22 protein-coding genes are annotated in these 24329 nt (G+C 64.7%); 13 read left to right on the forward strand and 9 right to left on the reverse strand.

From position 1 onward, the window contains the following. Positions 1-43 precede the first annotated feature (43 nt). Both hutC and IVB40_RS10405 read right to left on the reverse strand, forming a co-directional pair. Positions 44-772 (reverse strand): histidine utilization repressor, encoded by a 729-nt coding sequence (gene hutC / locus IVB40_RS10400; protein ID WP_247402712.1) that lies wholly within the window; start codon positions 770-772, stop codon positions 44-46. Beyond that, positions 769-2127 (reverse strand): formimidoylglutamate deiminase, encoded by a 1359-nt coding sequence (locus IVB40_RS10405; RefSeq protein WP_247818816.1) that lies wholly within the window; start codon positions 2125-2127, stop codon positions 769-771. Before IVB40_RS10405 ends, hutC begins: the two co-directional genes overlap by 4 nt. Before the next feature lie 84 nt (positions 2128-2211). Here IVB40_RS10405 and hutI point away from each other — a divergent pair, with 84 nt between their 5' ends. Genes hutI through hutU form a run of 3 tightly spaced genes read left to right on the forward strand, consistent with a single transcriptional unit; the run spans position 2212 to position 6666 of the window. Then, entirely contained in the window at positions 2212-3426 is a 1215-nt protein-coding gene (gene hutI, locus IVB40_RS10410) for an imidazolonepropionase (protein WP_247818817.1), read from the forward strand. Further along, complete coding sequence (hutH, locus tag IVB40_RS10415; protein WP_247402717.1) at positions 3423-4982, forward strand: histidine ammonia-lyase; 1560 nt, start codon at positions 3423-3425, stop codon at positions 4980-4982. The genes hutI and hutH overlap by 4 nt, the downstream gene beginning before the upstream one ends. Before the next feature lie 13 nt (positions 4983-4995). Beyond that, on the forward strand, positions 4996-6666 hold the full coding sequence (gene hutU / locus IVB40_RS10420) for a urocanate hydratase (protein WP_247290658.1): 1671 nt from the start codon (positions 4996-4998) through the stop codon (positions 6664-6666). A 6-nt stretch (positions 6667-6672) separates the two neighbouring features. Here the strand turns inward: hutU and IVB40_RS10425 are convergent, their stop codons facing one another. Then, positions 6673-7293 carry a TetR/AcrR family transcriptional regulator gene (locus IVB40_RS10425; protein WP_027566508.1) on the reverse strand — a complete coding sequence of 207 codons (621 nt, stop codon included), beginning with the start codon at positions 7291-7293 and terminating at the stop codon, positions 6673-6675. A gap of 254 nt (positions 7294-7547) precedes the next feature. Between IVB40_RS10425 and IVB40_RS10430 the strand changes: the two genes are divergently transcribed. Genes IVB40_RS10430 through IVB40_RS10465 form a run of 8 tightly spaced genes read left to right on the forward strand, consistent with a single transcriptional unit; the run spans position 7548 to position 15910 of the window. Continuing rightward, positions 7548-8408, forward strand: a complete 861-nt coding sequence (locus tag IVB40_RS10430; RefSeq protein ID WP_247818818.1) for a xanthine dehydrogenase family protein subunit M — start codon at positions 7548-7550, stop codon at positions 8406-8408. Continuing rightward, positions 8405-8929, forward strand: a complete 525-nt coding sequence (locus IVB40_RS10435; protein WP_027566510.1) for a (2Fe-2S)-binding protein — start codon at positions 8405-8407, stop codon at positions 8927-8929. Before IVB40_RS10430 ends, IVB40_RS10435 begins: the two co-directional genes overlap by 4 nt. Next, the gene (locus tag IVB40_RS10440) at positions 8926-11301 is read left to right on the forward strand and encodes a xanthine dehydrogenase family protein molybdopterin-binding subunit (protein ID WP_247818819.1); all 2376 of its coding nucleotides are present in this window, start codon (positions 8926-8928) and stop codon (positions 11299-11301) included. Before IVB40_RS10435 ends, IVB40_RS10440 begins: the two co-directional genes overlap by 4 nt. A 22-nt stretch (positions 11302-11323) precedes the next feature. Next, positions 11324-12565, forward strand: coding sequence for an ABC transporter substrate-binding protein (locus IVB40_RS10445; RefSeq protein WP_027566512.1), 1242 nt, complete (start codon positions 11324-11326; stop codon positions 12563-12565). Between the two features lie 10 nt (positions 12566-12575). Further along, on the forward strand, positions 12576-13451 hold the full coding sequence (locus tag IVB40_RS10450; RefSeq protein WP_247818820.1) for a branched-chain amino acid ABC transporter permease: 876 nt from the start codon (positions 12576-12578) through the stop codon (positions 13449-13451). Then, positions 13448-14446 (forward strand): branched-chain amino acid ABC transporter permease, encoded by a 999-nt coding sequence (locus tag IVB40_RS10455; protein WP_247818821.1) that lies wholly within the window; start codon positions 13448-13450, stop codon positions 14444-14446. The genes IVB40_RS10450 and IVB40_RS10455 overlap by 4 nt, the downstream gene beginning before the upstream one ends. After that, positions 14443-15198: an ABC transporter ATP-binding protein gene (locus IVB40_RS10460; RefSeq protein ID WP_247459627.1), complete on the forward strand. Its 756-nt coding sequence runs from the start codon at positions 14443-14445 to the stop codon at positions 15196-15198. Before IVB40_RS10455 ends, IVB40_RS10460 begins: the two co-directional genes overlap by 4 nt. Continuing rightward, entirely contained in the window at positions 15191-15910 is a 720-nt protein-coding gene (locus IVB40_RS10465) for an ABC transporter ATP-binding protein (RefSeq protein ID WP_247818822.1), read from the forward strand. Before IVB40_RS10460 ends, IVB40_RS10465 begins: the two co-directional genes overlap by 8 nt. Before the next feature lie 2 nt (positions 15911-15912). Here IVB40_RS10465 and IVB40_RS10470 read toward each other — a convergent pair whose 3' ends face one another. After that, positions 15913-17922, reverse strand: a complete 2010-nt coding sequence (locus IVB40_RS10470; protein ID WP_247402726.1) for an EAL domain-containing protein — start codon at positions 17920-17922, stop codon at positions 15913-15915. A 319-nt stretch (positions 17923-18241) separates the two neighbouring features. Further along, the gene (gene blaBJP, locus IVB40_RS10475) at positions 18242-19126 is read right to left on the reverse strand and encodes a BJP family subclass B3 metallo-beta-lactamase (protein ID WP_247402730.1); all 885 of its coding nucleotides are present in this window, start codon (positions 19124-19126) and stop codon (positions 18242-18244) included. A gap of 278 nt (positions 19127-19404) precedes the next feature. Here blaBJP and IVB40_RS10480 point away from each other — a divergent pair, with 278 nt between their 5' ends. Beyond that, complete coding sequence (locus tag IVB40_RS10480; RefSeq protein ID WP_247459621.1) at positions 19405-20721, forward strand: alpha/beta hydrolase-fold protein; 1317 nt, start codon at positions 19405-19407, stop codon at positions 20719-20721. Positions 20722-20731: 10 nt separating this feature from the next. On the opposite strand, the gene IVB40_RS10485 is transcribed toward IVB40_RS10480, so the two are convergent. The 3 genes from IVB40_RS10485 to IVB40_RS10495 form a co-directional block, all read right to left on the reverse strand. Beyond that, entirely contained in the window at positions 20732-20998 is a 267-nt protein-coding gene (locus tag IVB40_RS10485) for a TonB-dependent receptor plug domain-containing protein (protein ID WP_247818823.1), read from the reverse strand. A 63-nt stretch (positions 20999-21061) separates the two neighbouring features. Further along, positions 21062-22099 (reverse strand): hypothetical protein, encoded by a 1038-nt coding sequence (locus tag IVB40_RS10490; protein ID WP_247818824.1) that lies wholly within the window; start codon positions 22097-22099, stop codon positions 21062-21064. 291 nt (positions 22100-22390) lie between these two features. Continuing rightward, positions 22391-22663, reverse strand: a complete 273-nt coding sequence (locus IVB40_RS10495) for a hypothetical protein (protein ID WP_027566522.1) — start codon at positions 22661-22663, stop codon at positions 22391-22393. A 173-nt stretch (positions 22664-22836) separates the two neighbouring features. Here IVB40_RS10495 and IVB40_RS10500 point away from each other — a divergent pair, with 173 nt between their 5' ends. Beyond that, the gene (locus IVB40_RS10500) at positions 22837-23646 is read left to right on the forward strand and encodes a substrate-binding domain-containing protein (protein WP_247818825.1); all 810 of its coding nucleotides are present in this window, start codon (positions 22837-22839) and stop codon (positions 23644-23646) included. On the opposite strand, the gene IVB40_RS10505 is transcribed toward IVB40_RS10500, so the two are convergent. Further along, positions 23620-24318, reverse strand: coding sequence for an ABC transporter permease (locus IVB40_RS10505; protein WP_247818826.1), 699 nt, complete (start codon positions 24316-24318; stop codon positions 23620-23622). The genes IVB40_RS10500 and IVB40_RS10505 overlap by 27 nt on opposite strands. Positions 24319-24329 lie beyond the last annotated feature (11 nt).

Genomic DNA, 24329 nt, shown 5'->3' on the forward strand with positions numbered 1-24329 from the left:
CCGCTGCCCGAAACGTTGCACGATTTGTGCCGACATCGTCCTCTCAGCCTCCCTTGAAACGGGCGACAAGGCGGTGAGAGTCACCGGGATAGAGCAGCCGCACCGCGGTGATCGTGCGCGCGCTGCGCCAGGTATAGCGGTCGATCACGAGGCAGGGTGCGCCGACGGCGATGTCGAGCGCCTCCGCCGTGCGATCGTCCGCGACGATGGCGCTGATCGTATGCTCGGCCTCTGTCCATGGCACATGGTGAAGCAGCCACGAGCCGGGTGGCTCACGCGAAAAATCTGCGGTCGCCGCATCCGGCACCGACGCGAGATCGATCAACCTGTCCTCGACGGCGAAAGGTACGTTGTCGGCGCTGTGGCGGCAGGTGATCGCGACCACCTTGCCGGCCTTCTTGACACCGAGGCGGTCACGGTCGGCCGCGGTCGCGGCGCGGAGCTTGCGACCGATCAGCTCGTAACCGTAAGCGCGCCCGAGCGCGGTGATCTCGGCGCGCATGTCGGCGATCTTGAGCACGGCAGACTGATGTTGCGGCCGGCGGACGAAGGAGCCGGCACGTCGCCGCCGCTCGATCAGGTCGGCTTGCGCGAGCTCCGACAGCGCCTTGTTCACGGTCATGCGCGAGCAGCCGTAGCGCGCGACCAGTTCATGCTCGAACGGGATGCGATGCCCGGGCGGCCATTCGCCGGTCAGGATGCGCTTCTCGATGTCGGCGCGGATCCGCTTGTAGAGCGTCGGCTGGTCCGGTGTATCAGTGGCGAGACTCATGGAACGAGCCTCCGCACCGATGCGTTGAAGTGTTCGCGCGCGGCCTGGCGCAGTCTGTGCCGGCCGCCCTCGACGACCTTGTCGCCGCCGGCCCAGACGCAATCGATCGCGCCGCTGCCCGCGGCAAAGATCCAGCCGTCGATGGCGGCGTCGCGCGCGCGGCCCGCCAGCGAGGGATGCGTGGTGTCGAGCGTGACGATGTCGGCGCGCGCACCTGGGGTGAGACCGATGGACATCTGTGGCAGTGCCCGCGCGCCGCCTGCAAGCGCATGATCGAACAGCGTGCGTCCCGTCGAGCGCCCCGCGCCGGCAGAGAGCACGTTGCGCTCGCGGTGCTTGAGCCGTTGGCCATATTCGAGCTGGCGCAGCTCGTCGGCGACGCCGACCAGCACGTTGGAATCCGTGCCGATGCCAAAGGCACCGCCGGCACCGACGAATTCGCGAGCCGGGAAAATGCCATCGCCAAGGCTCGCCTCGGTAACGGGGCAGAGGCCGGCGACCGCGCCGGTCTTGGCGAGGGCGGCCAGTTCCTCATTCGTCGTATGGGTGGCGTGAATGAGGCACCAGCGTTGATCGACGGGCGCGTGCTCCAGCAACCATTGCACCGGACGTCGTCCGGACCAGGCCAGGCAATCCTCGACTTCCTTCACCTGCTCGGCGGCATGAATATGGACCGGGCCGCCGTCCGCGAGCGGAAGGATTGCCGCAAGCTCGGCCGGCGTCACAGCGCGCAAACTGTGCGGCGCGACGCCGATGTTGGCACCCGGCAATGTTGCGAGCGCCTTGCGCGAGGCGCTCACCAGCGCGGCGAACTGATCAACCGTGCAGATGAAGCGGCGCTGGCCGGCATGCGGTGCTGCGCCGCCAAATGAGCCATGCGCATAAAAACTCGGCAGCAACGTCAGCGCAATACCCGAGGCTTCGGCGGCCTGCGCGATGCTTGCGGCCATTTCGCCGATGTCGGCGTATGGCGAGCCGTCGCGATCGTGATGCAGATAATGGAATTCGCCGACGCGGGTAAAACCCTGCTCCAACATCTCGACATAAAGCAGTGTCGCGACCGCCGCGACATCGTCAGGCGTCATCGCCAGCGCAAAGCGATACATCGTCTCGCGCCAGGTCCAGAAAGTGTCGGTGCTATCGCCGCGCAGTTCTGCGAGACCCGCCATGCCGCGCTGGAAGGCGTGGCTGTGCAGGCTCGCAAGTCCCGGAAGCGCGATTTGGTGGCGTTCGTCGCCGGTGGCCGGGGCCACGCCCGGCGTCACCTCGGCGATCGCGCCGGCGGTGATCACCACCTGCACGTCATTGGCCCAGCCCGAAGGCAGGAGCGCGGAGGCGAAATGCAGTCGTGTCATGTTTCCATGCCGGCTGGACAGAACCGCGACACGATTATATGTCTAGACATATAAGTCAAGCATCCCACGCGAAGGGACAGTTGCATGGCAGAACGCTTCGACCGGATCTGGCATAACGCCCGGCTCGCCACGATGCGGGCCGATCGTCCCGATCTCGGCGAAATCGAGCACGGTGTGATCGCCGCGCGCGCCGGCCGTATCATCTATGCGGGGGCGCAGGCCGATTTTCCGGCGAATGCCGATACAGCCGAACGCATCGATTGCGAAGGGCGTTGGATCACGCCCGGTCTCGTCGATTGTCACACCCATCTGGTCTATGGCGGCAACCGCGCCCACGAATTCGAGCTGCGCCTAAAGGGCGCGAGCTACGAGGAGATCGCGCGCGCCGGCGGCGGCATCGTCTCGACGGTGGCCGCGACACGCAAGGCAAGCGAGGCCGAGCTCGTAGCACTCGCGCTGCCGCGGCTCGATGCGCTGATTGGCGAGGGCGCCACCACGGTCGAGATCAAATCCGGCTACGGCTTGGACACCGAGACCGAGATGCGGCAGCTGGCCGCCGCGCGCACTCTGGGCCGACAGCGGCCGGTCGCGATCCGCACGTCGTTTCTTGGCGCGCATGCGCTGCCGCCAGAGGCCGATGGCGACAAGGATCGCTACATCGATCTCGTCTGCAGGGGGATGTTGCCTGCGGTCGCGAAGGCGGGCCTCGCCGATGCGGTCGATGCCTTCATGGAAGGTATCGCATATTCCGGGGAACAGACGGTGCGGGTGTTCGAGACGGCGAGGCGGCTTGGACTGCCGGTCAAGCTGCATGCCGACCAGCTCTCGAACCTCGGCGGTGCCGCGCTCGCCGCACAATTCTCGGCGCTCTCGGCCGATCACCTCGAGCACACCGACGAAGCCGGTGCCGCCGCGATGGCAAAGGCTAAAACGGTGGCCGTGCTGTTGCCCGGCGCCTTCTACTTCATCCGCGAGACGCAAAAACCGCCGGTCGAAGCATTCCGCAAGCACGGCGTTGCCATGGCGCTGGCGACCGACTGCAATCCGGGCAGCTCGCCCCTGACATCGCTCCTGCTCGCCATGAACATGGGCGCGACGCTGTTCCGGATGAATGTGACCGAGTGCCTTGCCGGTGTCACTCGCGAAGGCGCGCGAGCGCTCGGCGTGCTCCATGATACCGGCACGCTCGAGGCCGGCAAATGGTGCGACCTTGCGATCTGGGACATCGAGCGCCCTGCCGAGCTGGTCTACCGCATCGGCTTCAATCCGCTGCACCGCCGGGTGTGGAGGGGACAGTGACGGAGCCGCGCGCGCCGATCGTCGTCAAGCCGGGAACGGTCAGCCTCGATGATCTCGCGTGCGTGCTCGAAGGCACATCTGTCGTTCTCGATCCCTCGTTCTGGCCGCGCGTCGACGCGGCCGCGGAGATCGTGGCAAGGGCCGCGCGAGCGGATGCTCCCGTCTATGGCATCAACACCGGCTTCGGGAAGCTGGCGTCGAAGCGCATCCCGCCCGATCAGACCGCGCTGCTCCAGCGCAATCTCATCGTCTCGCATTGCTGCGGCGTTGGCACGGCGACGCCCGAACCGATCGTCCGCCTAATGATGGCGCTGAAAATCATCTCGCTCGGGCGCGGCGCCTCCGGCGTGCGCCGCGAGGTGATCGAGCAGCTGCAGGCCATGCTGGCGCGGCGCGTCTCACCGCTGGTGCCGCAGCAAGGTTCGGTCGGTGCTTCCGGCGATCTCGCGCCGCTCGCGCATATGACCGCTGTGATGATCGGCGAAGGGCAGGCGATCGTCGACGGCAAGACAGTGTCGGGCAGCGAGGCGCTCGCGGCCGCCGACCTGCCGCCACTGACGCTCGGTCCCAAGGAAGGGCTCGCGCTGATCAACGGCACGCAATTCTCCACCGCCTACGCCGTCTCCGGTGTGCTGCGCGCATTTCGCATGGCTCGCGCTGCGCTCGTCACCGGCGCGATGTCGGTCGATGCGGCGATGGCCTCGACGGCGCCGTTCCGCCCCGAGATCCAGGCGCTGCGCGGCCATTCCGGACAGGCCGCGGCTGCGGCAACCCTGATGGCGCTGCTCCACGGCAGCGACATCCGCCTGTCGCATCTCGAAGGCGACGAGCGCGTGCAGGATCCCTATTGCCTGCGCTGCCAGCCGCAGGTTGCGGGCGCGGCGCTCGACCTGATCGTGCAGGCGGCGCGGACGCTTGTCGTCGAGGCCAATGCCGTCACCGACAATCCGCTCGTGCTGGTCGAGACCGGCGAGATCGTCTCCGGCGGCAACTTCCATGCCGAACCGGTGGCTTTTGCCGCGGATACCATCGCGCTCGCGCTGTCGGAAATCGGTGCGATCAGCGAGCGGCGCATCGCGACGCTGGTCGATCCCGCGCTCAATTTCGGCCTGCCGCCGTTCCTCACTCCCGATCCCGGTATCAATTCCGGATTCATGATCGCCGAAGTGACGGCGGCCGCGCTCTATGCCGAGAACAAGCAGCGCGCCGCCGCCTGCTCGATCGACTCGACCCCGACCAGTGCCAACCAGGAAGACCATGTCTCGATGGCCGCGCATGCTGCGCGGAGGCTGTCGGACATGGCCGACAATCTCGCCACCATCCTGGGCATCGAGCTGCTAGTCGCCGCCCAGGGCATCACGCTGCGCGCGCCGCACGCAACCAGCGCGCCGCTCGCTGCCGTCATCGCCACACTTCGCGAGCAGGTGCCGCCGCTCGGCGCCGACCGCTACATGGCCGGCGATCTCTCCAAGGCTGCAGCGCTGGTCGAGGCCGACGCGCTGCCGGCTGCGGCGCTCGCCGTGCTTTCAACCGACCCGTTTCCGACACTTGCCTGACGAGGTGTTCCGCATGAACCGCCGACTGGACAATGACCGCACCATCCGCGCACCCCGCGGCAGCGAAATCAGCGCCAAGAGCTGGTTGACGGAAGCGCCCCTGCGCATGCTCATGAACAATCTCGATCCCGACGTTGCAGAACGTCCGAGCGAGCTCGTGGTCTATGGCGGCATCGGCCGCGCTGCGCGCGACTGGGAGAGCTTTGACCGGATCGTTGCTTCGCTGCGCGAGCTTGAAGATGACCAGACGCTGCTGGTCCAGTCCGGCAAGCCGGTCGGTGTGTTCCGCACCCATGCCGACGCGCCGCGTGTCCTGATCGCCAACTCCAACATTGTGCCGCACTGGGCGACGCTCGACCATTTCAACGAGCTCGATCGAAAGGGCCTGATGATGTACGGCCAGATGACGGCCGGTTCCTGGATCTATATCGGCAGCCAGGGCATTGTGCAGGGCACCTACGAAACCTTCGTTGAAGTTGGCCGCCGCCACTATGGCGGCAGCCTTGCCGGCAAATGGATTCTGACCGCCGGTCTCGGCGGCATGGGCGGCGCGCAGCCGTTGGCTGCGACCATGGCCGGGGCTTCGATGCTGGCGGTCGAATGCCAGCCGAGCCGCATCGAGATGCGTCTGCGCACCGGTTATCTCGATCGACAGGCCGCGACGCTCGACGAGGCGCTTGCGATCATGGCGGAGGCGACGAAGACGATGAAGGCCATCTCGGTCGGCCTGCTCGGCAACGCCGCGGAGATTTTTCCCGAGCTGGTCCGCCGCGGTGTCAGGCCCGACATCGTCACCGATCAGACCAGCGCGCACGATCCGATCAACGGCTATTTGCCGAAGGGCTGGACACTCGCCGAGTGGGAAACCAAGCGCGCCGCCGACCCCAAGGCCGTGGAGCGCGCCTCGAAGACCTCGATGGTCGAGCACGTCCAGGCCATGCTGGATTTCCATGCGCAGGGCATTCCGACGCTCGACTACGGCAACAACATCCGCCAGATGGCGCAGGACATGGGCCTGAAGAACGCCTTCGATTTTCCCGGCTTCGTCCCCGCCTATATCCGTCCCTTGTTCTGCCGCGGCGTCGGGCCGTTCCGCTGGGCCGCGCTGTCGGGCGATCCCGAGGACATCTTCAAGACCGACGCCAAGGTCAAGGAGCTGATGCCTGACGACAAGCACCTGCACAATTGGCTCGACATGGCCAGGGAGCGCATCAAGTTCCAGGGCCTGCCGGCGCGGATCTGCTGGGTCGGGCTCGGCGATCGCGATCGCCTGGGCCTTGCCTTCAACGAGATGGTGGCGCGTGGCGAATTGAAGGCACCCATCGTGATCGGCCGCGACCATCTCGACAGCGGCTCGGTGGCGAGCCCCAACCGCGAAACCGAAGCGATGAAGGACGGTTCGGACGCTGTGTCCGACTGGCCCTTGCTCAACGCGCTGCTCAATTGCGCCAGCGGCGCGACCTGGGTGTCGCTGCATCACGGCGGCGGCGTCGGCATCGGCTATTCCCAGCATGGCGGCATGGTGATCGTCGCCGACGGTACGCCGGAAGCGGCGAAGCGCATCGCGCGCGTGCTCTGGAACGACCCTGCCAGCGGCGTCATGCGCCACGCTGACGCGGGTTACGAGACCGCGATCGAATGCGCCCGCGAAAAAGGGCTCGATCTGCCGAGCCTGGCGACGTAGCCAGGCTCAGTCGCGCGCCAGGAGCCTCGGCATCGTGGTCTTCGCACCGTCCATGAAGGTCTGGACGGCATCGCGAACGATCGCGTCGAGATCTGCCGGGATTGGCGTCGCGTAGATGAATTTGCGGATCGCGAGATAGAAAATGCGGCCGTGCAGGCCCCAGAACAGCTCGGTCTCGCGCTCGCCGAGCGGAAGTGTCTTTGCTTCGGGCAGTTTCAGGTCGTGGCGCAGTTCGCCGGCCGCCGGCTCGATGATCTCGCGCCTGATGATGTCGAGATAGCGGCCGGTGATGCCGAACGACTTCATGCCGGAGAAGACGAAGATCCGCACCCAATTGTATTCGAACACGCGTTCGACATAGTCGAGATAAAAGCGCGTCAGCCGGGCCTCGAGCGATAGCGAGCGGTCGCGGATCATCGGACCCCAATCGGGCGACCAGCGGCTGAGATAAACCTCCTGGTAGACACGCTCGATCAGCGCTTCCTTGCTCGGGAAGTGGCGGTAGATCGCCGAATGCGTGATTCCCAGGCGCTTGGCGAGCTCGCGCGTCTGCCCCTCGAAGCCGCGCTCGGCAAAGAATCGGATTGCCTCGTCCAGGATGGCGCGCTCGCGGTCGGCCGCACGCATGTTGCGGCGCTTTGGCGCGGACTTGCTGCCTGTCTCGGACCGCTTCCGGACCGGTCGCTTCGCCGTTTTCTGCGCTTTGCGGGCCATTTCGTCGCTGAATCGCACGTCCCGTCGTCTTCATAGCCCAACGCGCATTTGTAACCAAATGGTCATTTCCTGTTGACCGACTTCCGATGGCGTGTCAGGATTTTGAGACCAGATGGTTACAAATCTGGCGTCCCGGCTGATGAGCCGAGGAATCCGAGGAAACGGCGGTGAAGGCGAGGGCTTTCAGCTATTTTCGCGCTGCGACGATCGACCAGGCGTTGGATGCTCACGCGCGCGCCGACGACGATGCGCGTTTCATTGCCGGCGGCCAGAGCCTCGTGCCGGCGTTGTCGCTGCGGCTGCAGGCGCCGCAGCTGCTGATCGACATCACTCATATCTCCGAGCTGCGTGGCGTCAGGCGTGAGGGCGGATATTTGCGCATCGGTGCGTTGACGCGCCATTGCGAGATGCTGAGCGAGCCGCTGATCGCCGAATTCGCGCCGCTGTTGCATGCGGCTGCGCCCTTCGTCGCCCATCCCGCGATCCGCAACCGCGGCACGTTCGGCGGCAGTGTCGCGCAGGCCGACCCGGCTTCCGAATTTCCGGCGATGACGCTGGCGCTCGATGCCGAGATCGAGATTGTCGGCCCTTCGGGCAGCCGGCGCGTCAAGGCCGACGACTTCTTCGTCGACCTGTTCGAGACGGCTTTGCAGCCCGGCGAGCTCATCACCGCGGTCTTCGTCCCGCTGTTCAAGGCCGATCAGCGCTTTGCGTTTGACGAATTGGCCCGGCGGCGCGGGGACTATGCCCTGGTCGGTTGCGGCATGCTCGCAAGCTGCACCGGCGAGCGCATCGATGACATAAGGATCTCGTTCTTTTCTGTCGGCAATACGCCGACGCGGGTGAAGGGAACGGAGGCCACGCTCATCGGCTCGAGCCTTGGTACCGAACGCATCGCCGCAGCGCAAGCTGCGCTCGAAGGTGATCTCGTGCCGCCTGATAGCGACGAGGTGCCGCCGGCGATGCGGCTGCATCTTGCCCGCGTATTGCTCGGACGCATGCTCGGACGTCTCGGAGCGGGCGGATGAGCGGCTTCGACGGATCCCTCCTGGATGATGCGGACGAGACCGTGCGCGTTCGCTTCACCGTCAACGGCCGCAAGGTGGCCTGTGAGGTCGCGCCGCGCGAGACGCTGGTCGATTGCCTGCGCAACGCGCTCGAGCTGACAGGCACGCATGCCGGCTGCGAGATGGGCGCCTGCGGCGCGTGTCTCGTCCAGCTCGACGGCAAAGCCGTGCACGCCTGTCTGATGTTCGCGGTGCAGGCTGACGGCGCCACTATCGATACGATCGAAGGTCTCACGGAGAGCGGCGTGATCGCCGACCTCCAGGCTGAATTCCACCGCCGCAACGCTCTGCAATGCGGCTTTTGCACGCCGGGCATGCTGGTCAACGCGCACGAACTCCTCTCGCAGGTGACGCGGCCAAGCCGCAAGGACATTCGTGACGCGCTGTCGGGCAATTACTGCCGCTGCACCGGCTATGAAGCGATCGTAGATGCCATCGACGCGGTGGCAAAAGCCCGCAGCGAAAGCGGAGGCGTGACATGAGCGCGCCGCTGACCTCGCTGGATCGCCCGAATTCCTATATCGGCCGCTCCGTGCCGCGCCCGAACGCCAAGCGGCTGCTCGCCGGGCGCGGGCGCTATGTCAGCGATCTCAGGCTGCCGCGGATGCTGTATGCCGCGTTCCTGCGCAGCCCGCACGCGCATGCGAAGATCATCTCGATCGATGCCGGGCGGGCGAGCGCGCTCGAAGGCGTGCATCTCGTTGCGACCGGTGCCGATCTCGCCAAGATCTGCTCGCCCTGGACCGGCACGCTCGACCATTTCAAGGGGATGATCTCGGCACCGCAATTACCGCTGCCGCTCGACCGCGTGGTCTGGGCCGGGCAGGCGGTGGTTGCAGTCGTTGCCGAGAGCCGTGCGATCGCCGAGGATGCGCTGGAACTGATCGAGATCGACTACGAAGACCTTCCGATCGTCGCCGATATCGATAGCGCGCGTGAGGGCGGCGGGCCGCTGATCAATCCTGGCAGTGCCAACAATGTCTGCTTCCGCAGCCAGCTCGACAGCGGCAGCGTCGACGACGCCTTTGCGCATGCGGCCCATGTGGTGGAGGAGGAGTTGTCCTTCGGCCGCCATACCGCGGTGACGCTGGAGCCGCGCGCCATCGTTTCCGATTACGATCCTTCGGCCGAGATGCTCACCGTGCATCACGCGACACAGACGCCGTATCAGTTCCAGGACCTCTATTCGCGCCACTTCGGCATTCCGGAGGCCCGCGTTCGCGTGATCGCGACCGACATCGGCGGCTCCTTCGGGATGAAGCTGCATGTCTATCATGAGGACATGGCCGTGGTCGGCCTCTCGATCCTGCTCGGCCGGCCCGTCAAATACGTCGCCGACCGCATCGAATCGTTCGTCTCCGACATCCATGCCCGCGACCACCGCGTCCGCGCCCGGATGGCGCTTGACGCCAAGGGCGAGATCCTTGCGATGGACGTGCTGGACCTGACCGCAATCGGGGCGTTTTCGACCTATCCGCGTACAAGCGTGGTGGAGGGCAACCAGGTCATCCGCCTGATCGGCGCGCCCTATCGCTTCAAGAACTACCACGCGACGCTCGAAGTGCTCTTCCAGAACAAGGTGCAGACCAGCCAGTATCGCGCGGTCGGCCATCCCATCGCCTGCGCCGTCACCGAGCGGCTGGTCGACATGGCTGCGGCGAAGCTCGGTCTCGATCCCTTCGCGATCCGAGCGCAGAATGTCATCGCCGATGATGCCTATCCGCAGACCTCGCCGACCGGCTACCGTTTCGAGGCGTTGTCGCATCAGGCCTGCCTGAAGCGGCTGCACGAGATGATGGATTATGACGGGCTGCGCGCCGAGCAGGCGGAGTTGCGCAAGGGCGGCATCTATCGCGGGATCGGCATCGCGGCCTTTGTCGAGATCACTAATCCAAGTCCCGCGTTCTATGGTGTTGGCGGAGCCCGTATCTCCTCGCAGGACGGTGCGATCATCAGCCTGACGCCATCAGGCGAAGTGCGCTGCCTGATCTCGGTCACGGAGCAGGGGCAAGGCACCGAGGCGATCATCAGCCAGATTGTGGCGGACCAGCTCGGCCTCGCGCAGGAGCACGTCAAGGTCATTACCGGTGATACCGAGGTGACGCCGCATGGCGGTGCGACCTGGGCCTGCCGCGGCGCCGGCATCGGCGGCGAGACTGCGCTCCAGGCCACGCGCGCGCTCAGGCGCAATATCCTGGAAATCGCCGCGCTCATCCTCCAGGAGCAGCAATCGGCACTCGACATCATCGATGGCGAGGTCGTCGATGCTGGCACGCGAAACCAGCGGATGCCGATCTCCGAGATCGCGCGCATTGCCTATTTCCGTTCCGATACGCTACCGCCGGGCACGCAGGCCCAGCTCACCGTGAGCCATCACTTCGCGCCACAGGGCTATCCGTTCGCCTTCACCAACGGCATCCAGGGCTGTTCGCTGGAGGTGGACGTCGAGACTGGCTTCATCAAGATGTTGAAGCATTTCATCGTCGAGGATTGTGGCCGGGTCATCAATCCGATGCTGGTAGACGAGCAGCTCCGCGGTGGCATCGTGCAGGGATTGGGCGCGGCGCTGTTCGAGGAGTGTCGCTACAGCGAGACCGGCCAGCTCGTGAACGGCTCGCTCGCCGACTACCTCGTCCCGATGCCGATGGAGATGCCTGACATCGTCATCGCCCATGTCGAGACACCGACCGCCGACACCGAGCTTGGCGCCAAGGGATGCGGTGAGGCGGGGACGGCGGCGGCGTCGGCCTGTGTGCTGAACGCCGTCAACGACGCGCTCGCACCGTTCGATGCAACGATCAATTCCATCCCGATCACGCCCGCAAGAGTCCTGAAAGCCCTGAAGCGATTCTAGAAAAAGATAATTGGAGGAAATCATGCCCAAGTCCGCTTCCACCTCGAAAATATCCCGCCGCACCGCGCTCGCCGGTCTCTCGGCAAGCGCGGCACTGCTCGCCATGCCGCGGCTCGGGCGCGCTGCCGACGAAACGATCCGCATCGGCTTTCCGACCCCGCTGACCGGCCCGTTCGCTGCGGAGGCGCGCGACCAGGTCAAGTGCGCCGAGCTCGCGGTCAAGCTCGCCAACGACAAGGGCGGCATCGGCGGCCGCAAGGTCGAGCTGTTGGTGCGCGACGACAAGCTCAATGCCGGCGAGGCCGCGACCCGTACGCTGGAGCTGATCGAGAAGGACAAGGTTCACGCCGTGGTCGGCGCGCTCTCCAGCGCCGTGCAGCTCGCGGTCAACGAAGTCACCCGCGCCCGCGGCGTGATCTACGTTTCGATCAGCCAGTCCGACACCATCAACGAGGTCAAGGATTTCAGCAAATACACCTTCCACGAGGCGCTGAACCCGCACATGACGACCGCCGCCGTGGCACGGCAGACCCTGAAGAAGGGCATGAAAGTTGCCCATCTCGTCGCAGATTACGCGTACGGGCATGAGATGCTGCGCGGCTTCAAGCGCGCGCAGGCGGCGATCGGCGCGGATAGCGTCGGCGAGATCCTGCATCCGTTTGGCGCTGCCGACTATTCCACCTTCATGCCGCGCCTGATGTCGCTGCGGCCCGACGTGCTCTGCATTTCCAATTTCGGCCGTGACCAGGCCAATGCGATCAAGCAAGCGGTGGACTTCGGCGTCAAGCAGCAGATGAAGATCGTCGTGCCGGTGATCCTGCACAACCAGCGGCTCGCGGTCGGCCCCGACGTGTTCGAGGGCGTGGTTGGCGGCGCCAACTATTACTGGGGCCTAGAGACGCAGAGCAAGTCCGCCGCCGCTTTCAACGCCGCCTTCAAGGCAGCCAATGGCGGCGCCATCCCGACCGACTACGGCGCCTACGGTTATGCCGGCGTCGGGTCGCTGCTGGCGGCCATGCAAACCGCGGGTGGCACCGATACCGACAAGGTGGTCGATGCGCTGGAGAAGCTGCAATACGACCTGACCAAGGGTCCGCAGCATTACCGCAAATGCGATCACCAATCGGTGCAGCCGGTTCTGGTGCTGGAGTCCAAGAAGAAGTCCGCCATGGCCAACGACAACGATCTGTTCGCCATTCTCGCCAACGACACTGGCTCTGACGACATGCTGCGCAGTTGCAGCGAGCTGGGCCACGCGACCTGAAGCCCGGGCAATGGACCTGTCGCTGATCATCATGCAGCTTCTTTCCGGGATCGCTCTTGGGGCGGTCCTGGTAATCACTGCGCTTGGACTGACGATCGTGTTCGGCATGCTCGGGGTGGTCAATTTCGCTCATGGCGCGCTGTTCATGATCGGGGCCTATACGGGGCTGTATCTGGCGTCTCTCACCGGAAGCTTCTGGTGGGGATTGCTGCTGGCGCCCATCCTGATCGGCGCCTTCGGCATGCTGATCGAGTTCGTCCTGATCCGAAGGCTCTATGGGCGCTCGATCGACGATCCACTGCTCCTCACTTTCGGCCTCAGCTACATCCTGGTCGAGGGCGTCCGGATCGTGTTCGGCAGCGACGGCATCCCGTTTCCGACCCCGCCGCAGCTGATCGGCGTGCTCGATCTCGGCATCGGCTTCTTCCCGCGCTACCGCCTGTTCGTCATTGCGCTGGTGGCGGTGGTGCTCCTGGTGCTCTGGCTGACGCTGGAGAAGACGCGGATCGGCTTGATCGTGCGTGCGGGCGCCCGCGATCCCACCATCATGCAGGTGCTCGGTGTCGACATCGGCCGGGTCTGGCTCGCGATCTTCGGGCTAGGCGTCGGGCTGGCCGCGCTCGGCGGCGTGCTCGCGGGTCCTATGCGCAGCGTCAATCCGGAGATGGGATCGCTGGTGCTGGCGGAAGCCTTCGTGGTGACCGTGATCGGCGGTCTCGGGTCGATCGTCGGGGCTGTCGTCGCAGGCCTCATGGTCGGCATCTCGATCAGCCTGGTCGCGCTGTTCGCGCCGGAGATGGCGACCATCGTCATGTTCGCACTGATGGCCGTGGTGCTGCTGATCCGCCCGCAGGGCTTGTTCGGCATCAGAGGGAGGGCCGCGTGACCTCACCATCGAGCGGCGAAGCGGTCGCCAAACTCTCGTCCGTCGGGCTCGGCCGGCTTCTCGACCAACGCGTGTTGCTCTCGATCGCGGTGCTGGCTGTGTTGCCTTGGCTGTTGCCGTCCCACGCGCTGGCCGTCAACGTCCTGATCTACGGCGTCGTGGTGATGGGCTACAATCTGCTGTTCGGCTACACGGGGTTGTTGTCGTTCGGCCAAGCCGCGTTCTTCGGTGCGGGCGCCTACTTCACCGGCATTGCGATCGGCCGTTACGGCGTGCCCTGGTTCGCCGCGGTCCCGATCGCCGTCCTCCTCAGCACAGGCCTCGCCGCCGCGATCGGCATCGTCTCGACGCGCACCCGCGGCATCTATTTCTCCATGGTGACGCTTGCGCTGGCTCAGCTCGTTTATTACGTCGCGCTCCAGGCCTCGTCCTTCACCGGTGGCGAGAATGGCCTGCGCGGCTTTACCGTCGATCGCATCAGCCTGTTCGGCTTCCCCGTCAATTTCCTCGACCCCGTCAACAAATATTATGTGCTGATGGCCTTCGCCGCATTGGCGATGTGGTTCCAGTCGCGCATCCTGAACTCGCCCTTCGGCGCCGTGATCGAGGCAATCCGCGAGAACGAGCAGCGGGCGCGGGCCTGCGGCTATGACGTCGAGCGCAGCAAGCTGATCGTGTTCATGCTGTCAGGCGCGATCTCCTCGCTCGGTGGCTGCATGCTGGCGCTACATCTGTCGATCGTGCCGCTCGACATCCTGCACTACCAGACCTCGGGCATGATCGTGATGATGGTGCTGCTCGGTGGCGCGCGCAGCTTCTTCGGGCCGTTCGTTGGCGCGGCGGCGTTCCTGATTCTGGAGGACGTCATCTCGGTCTGGACCCCGCACTGGCAGCTCTTCGTCGGCGCGATCTTTGTCCTGTTCGTGCTGTTCCTGCCCAAAGGCATCTGGGGCACGCTGCTCGACACATTGGGTGTCGGAAAGGCGCGGCCATGAGCGGCGAATTGCTTCGTGCCGAGGGAATAGGCAAGCACTTCGGCGGCTTCGTCGCGCTCGAAGGCATCACCGTGTCTTTTGCGGCCGGACAGCTCACCTCGATCATCGGGCCGAACGGCGCTGGCAAGAGCACGTTCTTCAACATCCTCTCCGGCGCGCTGACACCGACGTCAGGCAAGCTGCATTTCAGAGGACGCGAGCTGAACGGCCTTCCGCAGCATCGGTTCGTGCATCAGGGCATCTCGCGCTCTTATCAGATCACAAATATCTTCCCCGACCTGTCGGTGCACGAGAACGTCCGCGTGGCGGCGCAGGCATTGACCGTGAGTTACGACATTTGGCGTAACCGCGCCCGACTTACAGAGCTCAATGCCCGCGCCGATGCTGCACTCGACGCAGTCGGGCTATCTGGCAGGCGCGCCGAACTGGCGAAGTTCCTGTCGCATGGCCAGCAGCGCGCGCTGGAGATCGCGATTGCGTTGGTCTCGGAGCCGGAATTGCTTCTGCTCGACGAGCCGACCGCCGGTATGGGGCCGGAGGAGACCAAGGACATGGTCGCGCTGCTCGAACGGCTCGCCGAGAAGCGCACCGTGCTTCTCGTCGAACATAAGATGAAGATGGTGCTGGGCCTATCCAAGCGCGTCGTGGTGCTGCATCATGGCCGCCTGCTTGCGGACGGCGCGCCCGATGAGATCAGGAGCAATCCGGAGGTCCGCCGGGTCTATCTCGGACAGAGTGAAGGCTATGGCTGAGACCGCACTGCTCGAAATTGAGGATCTCCACGCCTGGTATGACGCGAGCCACGTCCTTCACGGCATCTCCTTGCATGTGCAGCCCGGCGAGGTCGTTGCCCTTGTCGGCCGCAACGGGGCCGGGAAGACCACCACGCTGCGGTCGATGATGGGCCTGATGGCGAAGACGACGGGTCGCGTGCGCTTTGCGGGCCGGGAGCTTCTGCAGCTTCGCGCCCATCAGCGCTTCCATCTCGGCCTTGCTTACGTCCCCGAGGAGCGCCGCATCGTCCCCGGTCTCTCCGTGCGCGAGAACCTTCGTCTCGGCCTCGTCGCGGCAGGAAGCGACATCGATGAGCACGTCGCGATCGACGAGATCGCCGAGACCTTTCCGCGCCTGAAGGAGCGCCTCGATCAGGAGGGTGTCACGCTGTCAGGCGGCGAGCAGCAGATGCTGGCGATTGCACGCGCCTTGATCGCAAAGCCCAAGATGCTTCTGCTCGACGAGCCGTCGGAGGGCATCATGCCTGTCCTGGTCGAGGAGATGGGCGTGCTGTTCCGTCGCCTGCGCGACGAGGGCAAGACGCTGCTCCTGGTCGAGCAGAACGTCGAATGGGCGCTGCGGCTCGCTGACCGTGCCGTGATCATCGATCAGGGTGAAGTCGTGCATCAAAGCAGCGCCGCGGCGCTGCTGGCGGACAAGGACATCCAGGAGCGCTACTGCGCGGTCTGACTTTAGGCCACGACCCTGGATACGGCGCCGCCAAGGCGCTGGCGTTCCTTGGCGAGATACTCGTCGATGGCGTCGCCATGCATGGGCTTGGCGAAGTAGTAGCCTTGGATGAAGTCGCATCCCAGCCGGCGCAGGGTGTCGAGCTGAGCGCGGGTCTCGACACCCTCGGCGACGCAGGCGATCTCCATGTCGTCACAGAGGCCCGTGAGGGACTTGATGATCTTGTGGCTCACTGGATTGTCGTTGACGTCGGCGATGAAGCTGCGGTCGATCTTGATTTTGTCGAGCGGCAGCCAGTGCACGTGGCTCAGCGAGGAGTAGCCGGTGCCGAAATCGTCCAGCGAAATGCCGCAGCCCATCGCCTTCAATGCCGCGATCGACTGTTGTGCGCGTACGAAATCGAAGGTGACAGCGGTCTCGGTGATCTCGAAGTCGATCCGGTGTGGCGGCAGCCCGCTCTTCTCGATGATCGTAATCAGCGGCAGGACGCCCTCGGGCGAGCAGACGTCGTGGGCGGACAGGTTGAACGACAGGCGGATGTGATCGGGCCAGGTCCTGGCCGTCGCGAGCGCGCGCACCAGGAGCGCCTGCGTCAGCGGCCGGATCAGGCCGATGCGCTCGGCGGCCGGAATGAAATCGGCCGGCGAAACCAGGCCGAGGCGGGAGCTGTGCCAGCGCGCCAGGACCTCGAAGCCGGCGGTATGCTCGCTCATGGCGTCCACGATCGGCTGGTACACCAGGTTTATCTCGGTGCTGAAATCGGCAGTGCGCAGCAAATTCTCGATGACGCCGCGGCTGCGGATCTCGGCCTCGAGCTCGCTCGAGAAGATCACGGTGCGGCCGCGCAGATGGCGCTTGGCGTGATAAAGCGAATAGTCGGCGCATTCATAGAGCGCTTCTGCCGTCGTTGCCGATTGCGGGAACAGCGCGAAACCGATCGAACAGGACAGCCCGGTATGGGCGGTGTCGAGCTGGTAGGGCAGCTTGACCTGGTCACCAACGCGTTCGCCGAGCCGCATCAGATCCGCATCGTCAGGGTCGCCGCACACGACGAGGCCGAACTCGTCGCCGCCGAGCCTGGCGAATTCCACCCGCTGCGGGCCGAAGCCCTCGCAGACCTCGCGGATGCGCCGGCCCGCCTCGATCAAAACGCGGTCGCCAACCGAATGGCCGTAGTTGTCGTTGATCGGCTTGAAGCCATCGAGGTCGATGATCCCGACCGCGACGCGAACGTTTCTGCGCTTGGCATCGGTGAACGCGCTCGACAGCTCGGCGAAGAAGCGGCGGCGGTTCGGTAGTTCGGTCAGGGAATCGAGGTTGGCGAGGCGGAAGTTCTCGTCCGAAAGGGCTTGGGTGGCCGCCTGCTGTGCCAGCAGCGATTTGCGGCTCGCGACGAGGTCGGCGAAGTCGCGATAGTAGATGAACAGCACCGTCACCATCGCACCGGTGACCAGCAGATTGTTGATGGCCATCGCCTCCAGCGTCGGTTCGCCCGTGGCGAAGTAGAACAGCACGTAGGGCACGTCGACGACCAGCGTCACGATCAGTGCTGCCGAGCGCAGATGCATCAGCGAGAAGATGCAGCCGATCACGGTCACCGCCATGTAGAAGGCAACCTGACTCTTGGCGAAAGCGTCGCCGTAGGGATACAGGGCAAACGACCAGAGAGTAAAGCCGGCGGCGATCGGCGCTGCAATCCAATTGGTGAGGCGCAGGTTGCGCAGGATGTCGGCATCGTTGCGGACGACACCGCGCTGGCGCAGCCACCAGAATGTGCGAAAGCCTGTCACCGCGATCAACACGGCCGGCACGATCATACTGAGCGAGGCCGGTGCCAGCGGCACATAGGTATAAGCCACCGCGATCGTGTTTGTGATCAGGATGAAATAGAGTAGCGGGATCTGTTTCGAGAAGGCGTCGAATTGCGCGCGCATCAGCTCCGGATTGTCGGCCGGCACCCGAAACAGCTCTGCAACGGCAGCTAGATGTGACTTCAAATTGGTGACAGGCATTGCAATATCAGCCCTGAATTTCCTCAAAACGCGGGCGATCTTGCACGGCGGCGGTAAAGGGGCCGTTAGATTGGAGTCCTCGCGAGAGGTTCGACGCGCCGCGGATCTTCTCGATCCGCGCACCGGTGAGGCCGCGTTAACGATATCCGGCGGCGGAAGTGCGGGGATTGGCTGAAAGAGAGTTTGCATAAATTGCGGCTACGCTCTGCTAACCATATGCGCCAGCGGAGCGTATTGTCGCATCGACACAGTGCGAGCCGGCATGCCGGCTTCACCTCTCCCCCGGAGAAGGAGAGGTGAAGATAGCGCGAGACGATCGCTATTTCTTCTCGAGCGCGGCGGTCTGCTTGGCGAGCTGCTTGTCGAAATCTTCCGACAGGGTTGTGGAGTAGGCTGCGAGTTCACCCGGCTTGACGAACGGGTTCGGTGCGCCGTCCTTCATTTCGGCGCGCTTGGCCTGCATGCCATAGACCTCCGGATGCGGCCCGAGCAGCACGTCGATCTTCATCGCCTTCACTTTGGCGTAGGTCGCACGGTAGTCGTCGACGATTCCGGCGTGGGTCGGCTGGCCGACCAGCCGGTTCAACGCCACCGTGCCGCTACAGAAGAACAGCACCTCGCGGTCCTGATTGCCGTCCTTGACGGTCATCTCCCAACTCGTGCAGCCGGGCGAATGGCCGGGGGTGGCGTGAGCCGTCAGCGTGGTGTCGCCGAGCGTGATCTTGTCGCCTTCCTTCACGGCGCGATCGACCTTCACTGCGGGGAAGGCGAGGTCCTCGTTCTTCTCGTCGCCAGGATAATAGCCGCCTTCCAGCAGCGGCTTGTCGCGGTCGCCGGCGATCAGCTGCGCGCCGGTCTCCTTCTTGATTTCGGCGAAACCGCCGGTGTGGTCGAAATGCGCGTGTGTGTTGAGGATGATCTTGATGTCGGAGACCTTGAGACCGAGCTTGGCAATGTTGTCCTTGATCATGCCGGTGGATTCCGGAAGCGCCGTATCCATCAGGATCAGGCCTTGTGAGGTCTTGATGATGTAGACGGCGATGCCGTCAGTGCCGACATAGTAGATGTTGCCGATGAGCTGGAACGGCTCGAACGGCGTGGTCCATTTCTTGGTGACCACCGCCAGGAAGTCCTTGACGGTCTGCGCCTGCGCGCCGGTTGCGAGGAACGCCAGCGCGCACAGCGCGGCCGTGAGCTTCTTCATGGTTTGTCTCCCGGGATTGTTCTTGCAGATTGTTCTTGTCGTCTTGATCGGGCGCGGCCTTCGCGCGGCCGACCGGCAAGCTACGTCGTGCGAGGTGCGGCAGCAACGGCCACGTGTCTGAAAAAGTTCGTGGCATGCGCGGAATAGCCGTGTCTGTCCGTTTTGAGCATGGCGGCCATTGCGGTAACGCGGCCGGGCGGGATTTGACCGCGCGCAGGCGGCTCGTCATACTTTGCGCCAAGGCGAGCCAGAAAGACTCGTCGGCATCGGGAGCTGAAATGACCAATTCGTTGTCCGTCCTTGCGGGGACTCTGATTTCCCTCATCTCCTTCACGTCGATTGCCTTCTCGCAGCCGGCCTGCGTCACCCAGAACATGGTGGTGCCGCCTGGGGCCAACAGCACCGACAACGCGGGCCCGTTCTTCATCGATACGACGGGTCTCGACTTCAAGACGGCGCCTCCGACGCGTGATCCCTCCAATCCCAATTATCCACGCGCCACGGAGCTTCCTGACGGAACGCTGCCGCCACCGGATGCCGAGGGGAATTTCATCATTGGTCCCACCCACAATCCTGCGCCGGAGACGATCGCGAAGGAGGGCGTGCCGCGTGGGACGACAAAGTCCTTCACGTTGTCGTCGAAGGAGAGCACCATCTACAATCCGGGTCTGATCCGCGACGATCTTGCCGGTTGCACCAATTCCTCGATCATGACGACCGTCACGGCGCCGGACGACAAGTCGCACATGATCGTCACCACCAGCCATCCCGGCGTCTGGTCGCGCACCATCGACGTCTATGTGCCGGCGCAATATGTGCGCGGCAGCGAGGCGCCGTTCATCGTGGTCGGCGACGGCGGCTCCAACGCCTACAAGGATCTCGCCGTCACGCTCGACAATCTGATCGCGCAGCGCCGCGTGCCGCCGATGATCGCGATCCAGATCGGCAATGGCGGGCAGGACGCGCAGGGCAGTCAGCGCGGCCGCGAATATGACGCGGTGTCAGGCGCCTACGCGCAATTCGTCGAGCGTGAAGTGCTGCCGCTGGTCGAAAAGAACGCCGAGGTCAGGCTGACCAAAAATCCCGATGGGCGTGCGACCATGGGGCTGAGTTCGAGCGGCGTGGCAGCCTTCACGATGGCGTGGCTCTATCCCGATCTCTATCACCGCGTGCTGGCGTTCTCGCCGACCATGGTCAACCAGCAATGGCCGTATGACCCGTCGCTGCGCGGTGGCGCCTGGGAATATCACAGCGCATGGACGGGGCCGGCCACACCCAATCTCATCTCCAAGGCGGGCGTGCTTACGCCGGCCGAGCCGCCCGGCGTGCCCCTGATCGTCGCTGCGCCGACCAAGCCGATCCGCTTCTGGTTCTTCGGCGGCGACCAGGATCTGTTCTATCCGAACCCCACCATCCCCGACGGCATGCACGACTGGACCCTCTCCAACGCGCTGATGGCCAAGGTGCTGGCGGAGAAGGGCTACCACTATCAGTTTCTGTTCGTACGCAACGCCAAGCACGTCGACCGGCCCACGATCGCGCAGACGCTGCCGTCGGCGCTGGAGTGGGTCTGGAAGGGCTATCCGCTCCCCTGAGCGAAGTGACCTAGCGTCCGATCGTCACGCCGGCGGTCGAGCGCATGGCATCTTTGAGGCTCGTAGCGTTCTTGTCGTCGAGGACCTCTCGCGTCAGCACGGTGGTCTGGCCGGGCGTGTTGAGGATCGTCTCTCCGCGCGAAGAGGAGAGGCGGTCGGCTTTGTAGGGTGACGCCTGATCGGTCGCGGGCGCATGGCGTTTACTGGATGCGGCAAAGGCTCCTTGAGAGACGCAGAGGGCGGCAATCACAACCAGTCGCAATGATTTTGTGGGCATGCGATCTCCCAAATTCAAGGCGTTAGCCTATCATATGGGCTGGTCGTCGTAGGAAATAAAGGGTCAGGCGAGAGCGGCCTGGCGTTCCCGCATTGGTTCGCGGACCCGATCCGGTTTCCCCGGCTCCGCGAGCCGCGTAAAACTGCGCTGGCTCGCATGCGCGGGTGCTTCGACGATCACGCCCTCGCAGACGATTTGTCCGCCGAGCATCCTGAATTCCAGCTTGTCGTAACGCGGCATTGTCTCGCCAGGCGCGGGCGGCAGCAACCCGACGCTTCCCTGGATGTTCAGCGTGGCATCACCGGCGCCGTGGACGCGCGGATTCCACATCCTGCTCCCGGTCTCCGTCCAACGCTGCCGGATCAGCGCGGCGCGGTCGGCGGGTTCTGCGATCGTTGCACGAATCTTCGGCGCGCTGGTGATCTCCGCAGCGGGAGCCTCGAGGGCTGGCTCCGGCGCAACATCCGTGACGACGCTGGGCGTGCTGGCGACGACTTCCGCCGCGCTGGAGGCAAGCGCGACACGCGTGTCGTCGAGAGTTGAGCAAGTATCCACGTCGACGGCGGAGGAATGCTCGTCGTTGATGGCGAGAGCGGGGGCATCAACCGGGACGAGTTCGACATCGACGGAGGAGGCCTTCTCCACGACAACGGGCTCAACGTCGTCCGCGAGTTCGGGAGATGGATCGCTGTTGATGGTGAGTTCGGGGACGTCGACCGTCTCACGCTCGACATCGATGGTCGCGACCGAAGCTTCCTCCACGACGACCAACTCGACTTCCGCCGCCGTCTCCTGGGCTGAATCGTCGCTGCCGCTAACATCGGCTGGCGCTTCCGACGGGCTCTCCGCGATGACGGGTCTGGCGGTCCTGTCTTCGGCGGCTGAAGCGGCGGCCGCAACGTCGCAGTTTGACGTATCCGCGCTGATGCTGGTGTCCAGAGCCGGAGCGGCTTCTAAAATCTCGGCAACGAGGGCGGGCGAGGCGTCCGCGGCATCAGCTGCGACGTCGATGCTGCCGCCGTGCGGCGCGGGCCGGAGCCGGTTGAACGCCCATTTCACCGCGGGGATGCGGCGCAGCAACGATATCAGTCTCGAAAGCACTGGGAGTTATCCAAGAGGTACTCGGCTTGAGGCCATCGCTGATTCGCCAGCAATGTAAAAATCCCCGGCTGTCACACTGATGTCAATGTAGGTGGGACCAATTGCAGAACATCCAGGCTTTCAGAGCGCGAAGCTGCGGTTTCGCCGGCGTGACTGTAAGCAAGGTGCAGCCCCCGCCAATACGCTTTGTTCGACACCAAGACCTTTGCGCATGACATCGACAAGCTTGACGGCGCGACTTCTGGGAGAGGGGACGATCGCCCCCTCTCCAGATTTCCGATCGATGCCGGCCTACTTCCCGGAGCCCGCGCCGCCGCCGGCCTGGCTGCCCATGTTATTGGTGTTACTGCCACCGGCGCTCGGAGCCTGCTTGCCCTTGCTGTCGGCGGCCTCGTTCTGCATGTTCGATGACGTGCCGGTCGTCATGCCCTTGGTCGCGGGGCCCCGGGACGAGGGCCCGACGTCGCCCTGACCGGATGCGCCTGGGGCGGGTTGTGTCTGTGCGAAGGCGCCGCCGGTCGCCAGCGCCATGATGCATGCGGATGCCAAAATGATCTTCTTCATCTGGTTTCCTCCTGGGTTGACTTGATGACAACTTGCGCGCGGAGCGGACGTTCCTCACAGGGGAGCGTCGCGACGATCATGACCAAGCGCGTTGCGGCGCTTGTTGGGGTTCCCTGTGGGTCTCTGTCGACGGTAGAGTTTGGAACATCCGGCATCTGGTGTGAGGACGAGGCATGAAAAGGATAATGACTCTCGGAGCGATTCTGCTCTGGTCCACGATCGCAGTCGCGCAGGAGCGCGCCATCACCGTGGCCTCGACGACGTCGACGGAACAGTCGGGGCTGTTTGGCTATCTGCTGCCGCTATTCTCGAAGGCCGCGGGCATCGACGTGAAGGTCGTTGCTGTCGGCACGGGCCAGGCACTCGACATCGGGCGGCGCGGCGATGCAGACGTCGTGTTCGTCCATGACAGGCCAGCCGAGGACAAGTTCATGTCCGAAGGGGAGGGCGTGAAGCGCTTCGATGTCATGTACAACGACTTCGTCATTGTCGGGCCGAAGAGCGATCCCGCGAAGATCGCTGGCGGCAAGGACGTGGCCGAGGCGCTGCGCAAGATCGCGGCCGCGAAGGCGCCGTTCATCTCGCGCGGTGACAAGTCCGGCACGCACGCGGCCGAATTGCGGCTTTGGAAGGAGGCAGGCGTCGATCTCGGTGCCGCCAAGGACGGCTGGTATCGCGAGATCGGCCAGGGCATGGGTCCGGCCCTGAACATGGCGTCGTCGTCGAATGCTTATCTGCTGTCGGATCGCGGCACCTGGTTGTCATTCAAGAACCGCGGCGAGCTCGCCGTCCTCACCGAAGGCGACAAGCGGCTGTTCAACCAGTACGGCGTCATGCTGGTCAATCCGGCCAAGCATGCGAACGTGAAGGCGCAGGACGGGCAAGCCTTCATTGACTGGCTGATCTCTTCGAAAGGGCAGGAGGCCATCGCCGGCTACAAGGTCGGGGGCGAGCAGCTATTTTTCCCCAACGCGTCCCACTAGCAGGAAGGCGACGGTCGACACTGCGACGCTGAGTGCGAGCAGGATCAGCCCGAGCCCGAGCGCCAGCGGCAGGTCGCCCTTGCTGGTCTCCAGCGCGATCGCCGTCGTCATCGTGCGCGTGAAACCGCGGATGTTGCCACCGACGATGAGGATGGCGCCAACCTCCGCAATCGCGCGGCCGAAGGCTGCGAGAAAGGCCGTCAGCAGCGAGGTCCGGCCCAGCGCGAACAGCAAGCCGATGCTGCGTAGTGTTGACAGCCCATCGATCCGCGCCAGGTCGCCATACTCCGCCCACAGCAGGCTCGCCGGCCGGTGCACCAGTGCGACCACGATCGGTGTGGCGAGCAGCGTCTGCGCGACCACCATGGCCGCCGGCGTGAACAACAGGCCGGCGGCCCCGAGCGGCCCGGACCGCGACAGCAGAAGATAAAGCGCGAGCCCGACCACGACTGGTGGAAGACCAAGCAAGGCATTGGTCAGGACGATGATGACCTGCCGCCCGCGGAACCGGGTGATCGCAAGCAGGACCCCGAACGGCGCCCCGATCAGAAGCGCGAGGATGCTGGCGGTCAGGCTGACGCGCACCGACAGTCCGACGATGCCCAGAAGTTCTGCATCGGCCTCGCCGATCCGCGTGAATGCGGCGCCGATGGATCGCGCAAAGTCGTTCATCCGTGCCTGAG

It is taken from the genome of Bradyrhizobium sp. 40, from assembly GCF_023100925.1.
Taxonomy (GTDB): Bacteria; Pseudomonadota; Alphaproteobacteria; order Rhizobiales; family Xanthobacteraceae; genus Bradyrhizobium.

Coding starts and splice junctions, on each gene's coding strand:
- hutC (WP_247402712.1), bottom strand. CDS start 772: ATGAGTCTCGCCACTGATACACCGGACCAGCCGACGCTCTACAAGCGG.
- IVB40_RS10405 (WP_247818816.1), bottom strand. CDS start 2,127: ATGACACGACTGCATTTCGCCTCCGCGCTCCTGCCTTCGGGCTGGGCC.
- hutI (WP_247818817.1), top strand. CDS start 2,212: ATGGCAGAACGCTTCGACCGGATCTGGCATAACGCCCGGCTCGCCACG.
- hutU (WP_247290658.1), top strand. CDS start 4,996: ATGAACCGCCGACTGGACAATGACCGCACCATCCGCGCACCCCGCGGC.
- IVB40_RS10425 (WP_027566508.1), bottom strand. CDS start 7,293: ATGCGTGCGGCCGACCGCGAGCGCGCCATCCTGGACGAGGCAATCCGA.
- IVB40_RS10435 (WP_027566510.1), top strand. CDS start 8,405: ATGAGCGGCTTCGACGGATCCCTCCTGGATGATGCGGACGAGACCGTG.
- IVB40_RS10440 (WP_247818819.1), top strand. CDS start 8,926: ATGAGCGCGCCGCTGACCTCGCTGGATCGCCCGAATTCCTATATCGGC.
- IVB40_RS10445 (WP_027566512.1), top strand. CDS start 11,324: ATGCCCAAGTCCGCTTCCACCTCGAAAATATCCCGCCGCACCGCGCTC.
- IVB40_RS10450 (WP_247818820.1), top strand. CDS start 12,576: ATGGACCTGTCGCTGATCATCATGCAGCTTCTTTCCGGGATCGCTCTT.
- IVB40_RS10460 (WP_247459627.1), top strand. CDS start 14,443: ATGAGCGGCGAATTGCTTCGTGCCGAGGGAATAGGCAAGCACTTCGGC.
- IVB40_RS10465 (WP_247818822.1), top strand. CDS start 15,191: ATGGCTGAGACCGCACTGCTCGAAATTGAGGATCTCCACGCCTGGTAT.
- IVB40_RS10470 (WP_247402726.1), bottom strand. CDS start 17,922: ATGCCTGTCACCAATTTGAAGTCACATCTAGCTGCCGTTGCAGAGCTG.
- blaBJP (WP_247402730.1), bottom strand. CDS start 19,126: ATGAAGAAGCTCACGGCCGCGCTGTGCGCGCTGGCGTTCCTCGCAACC.
- IVB40_RS10480 (WP_247459621.1), top strand. CDS start 19,405: ATGACCAATTCGTTGTCCGTCCTTGCGGGGACTCTGATTTCCCTCATC.
- IVB40_RS10485 (WP_247818823.1), bottom strand. CDS start 20,998: ATGCCCACAAAATCATTGCGACTGGTTGTGATTGCCGCCCTCTGCGTC.
- IVB40_RS10495 (WP_027566522.1), bottom strand. CDS start 22,663: ATGAAGAAGATCATTTTGGCATCCGCATGCATCATGGCGCTGGCGACC.
- IVB40_RS10500 (WP_247818825.1), top strand. CDS start 22,837: ATGAAAAGGATAATGACTCTCGGAGCGATTCTGCTCTGGTCCACGATC.
- IVB40_RS10505 (WP_247818826.1), bottom strand. CDS start 24,318: ATGAACGACTTTGCGCGATCCATCGGCGCCGCATTCACGCGGATCGGC.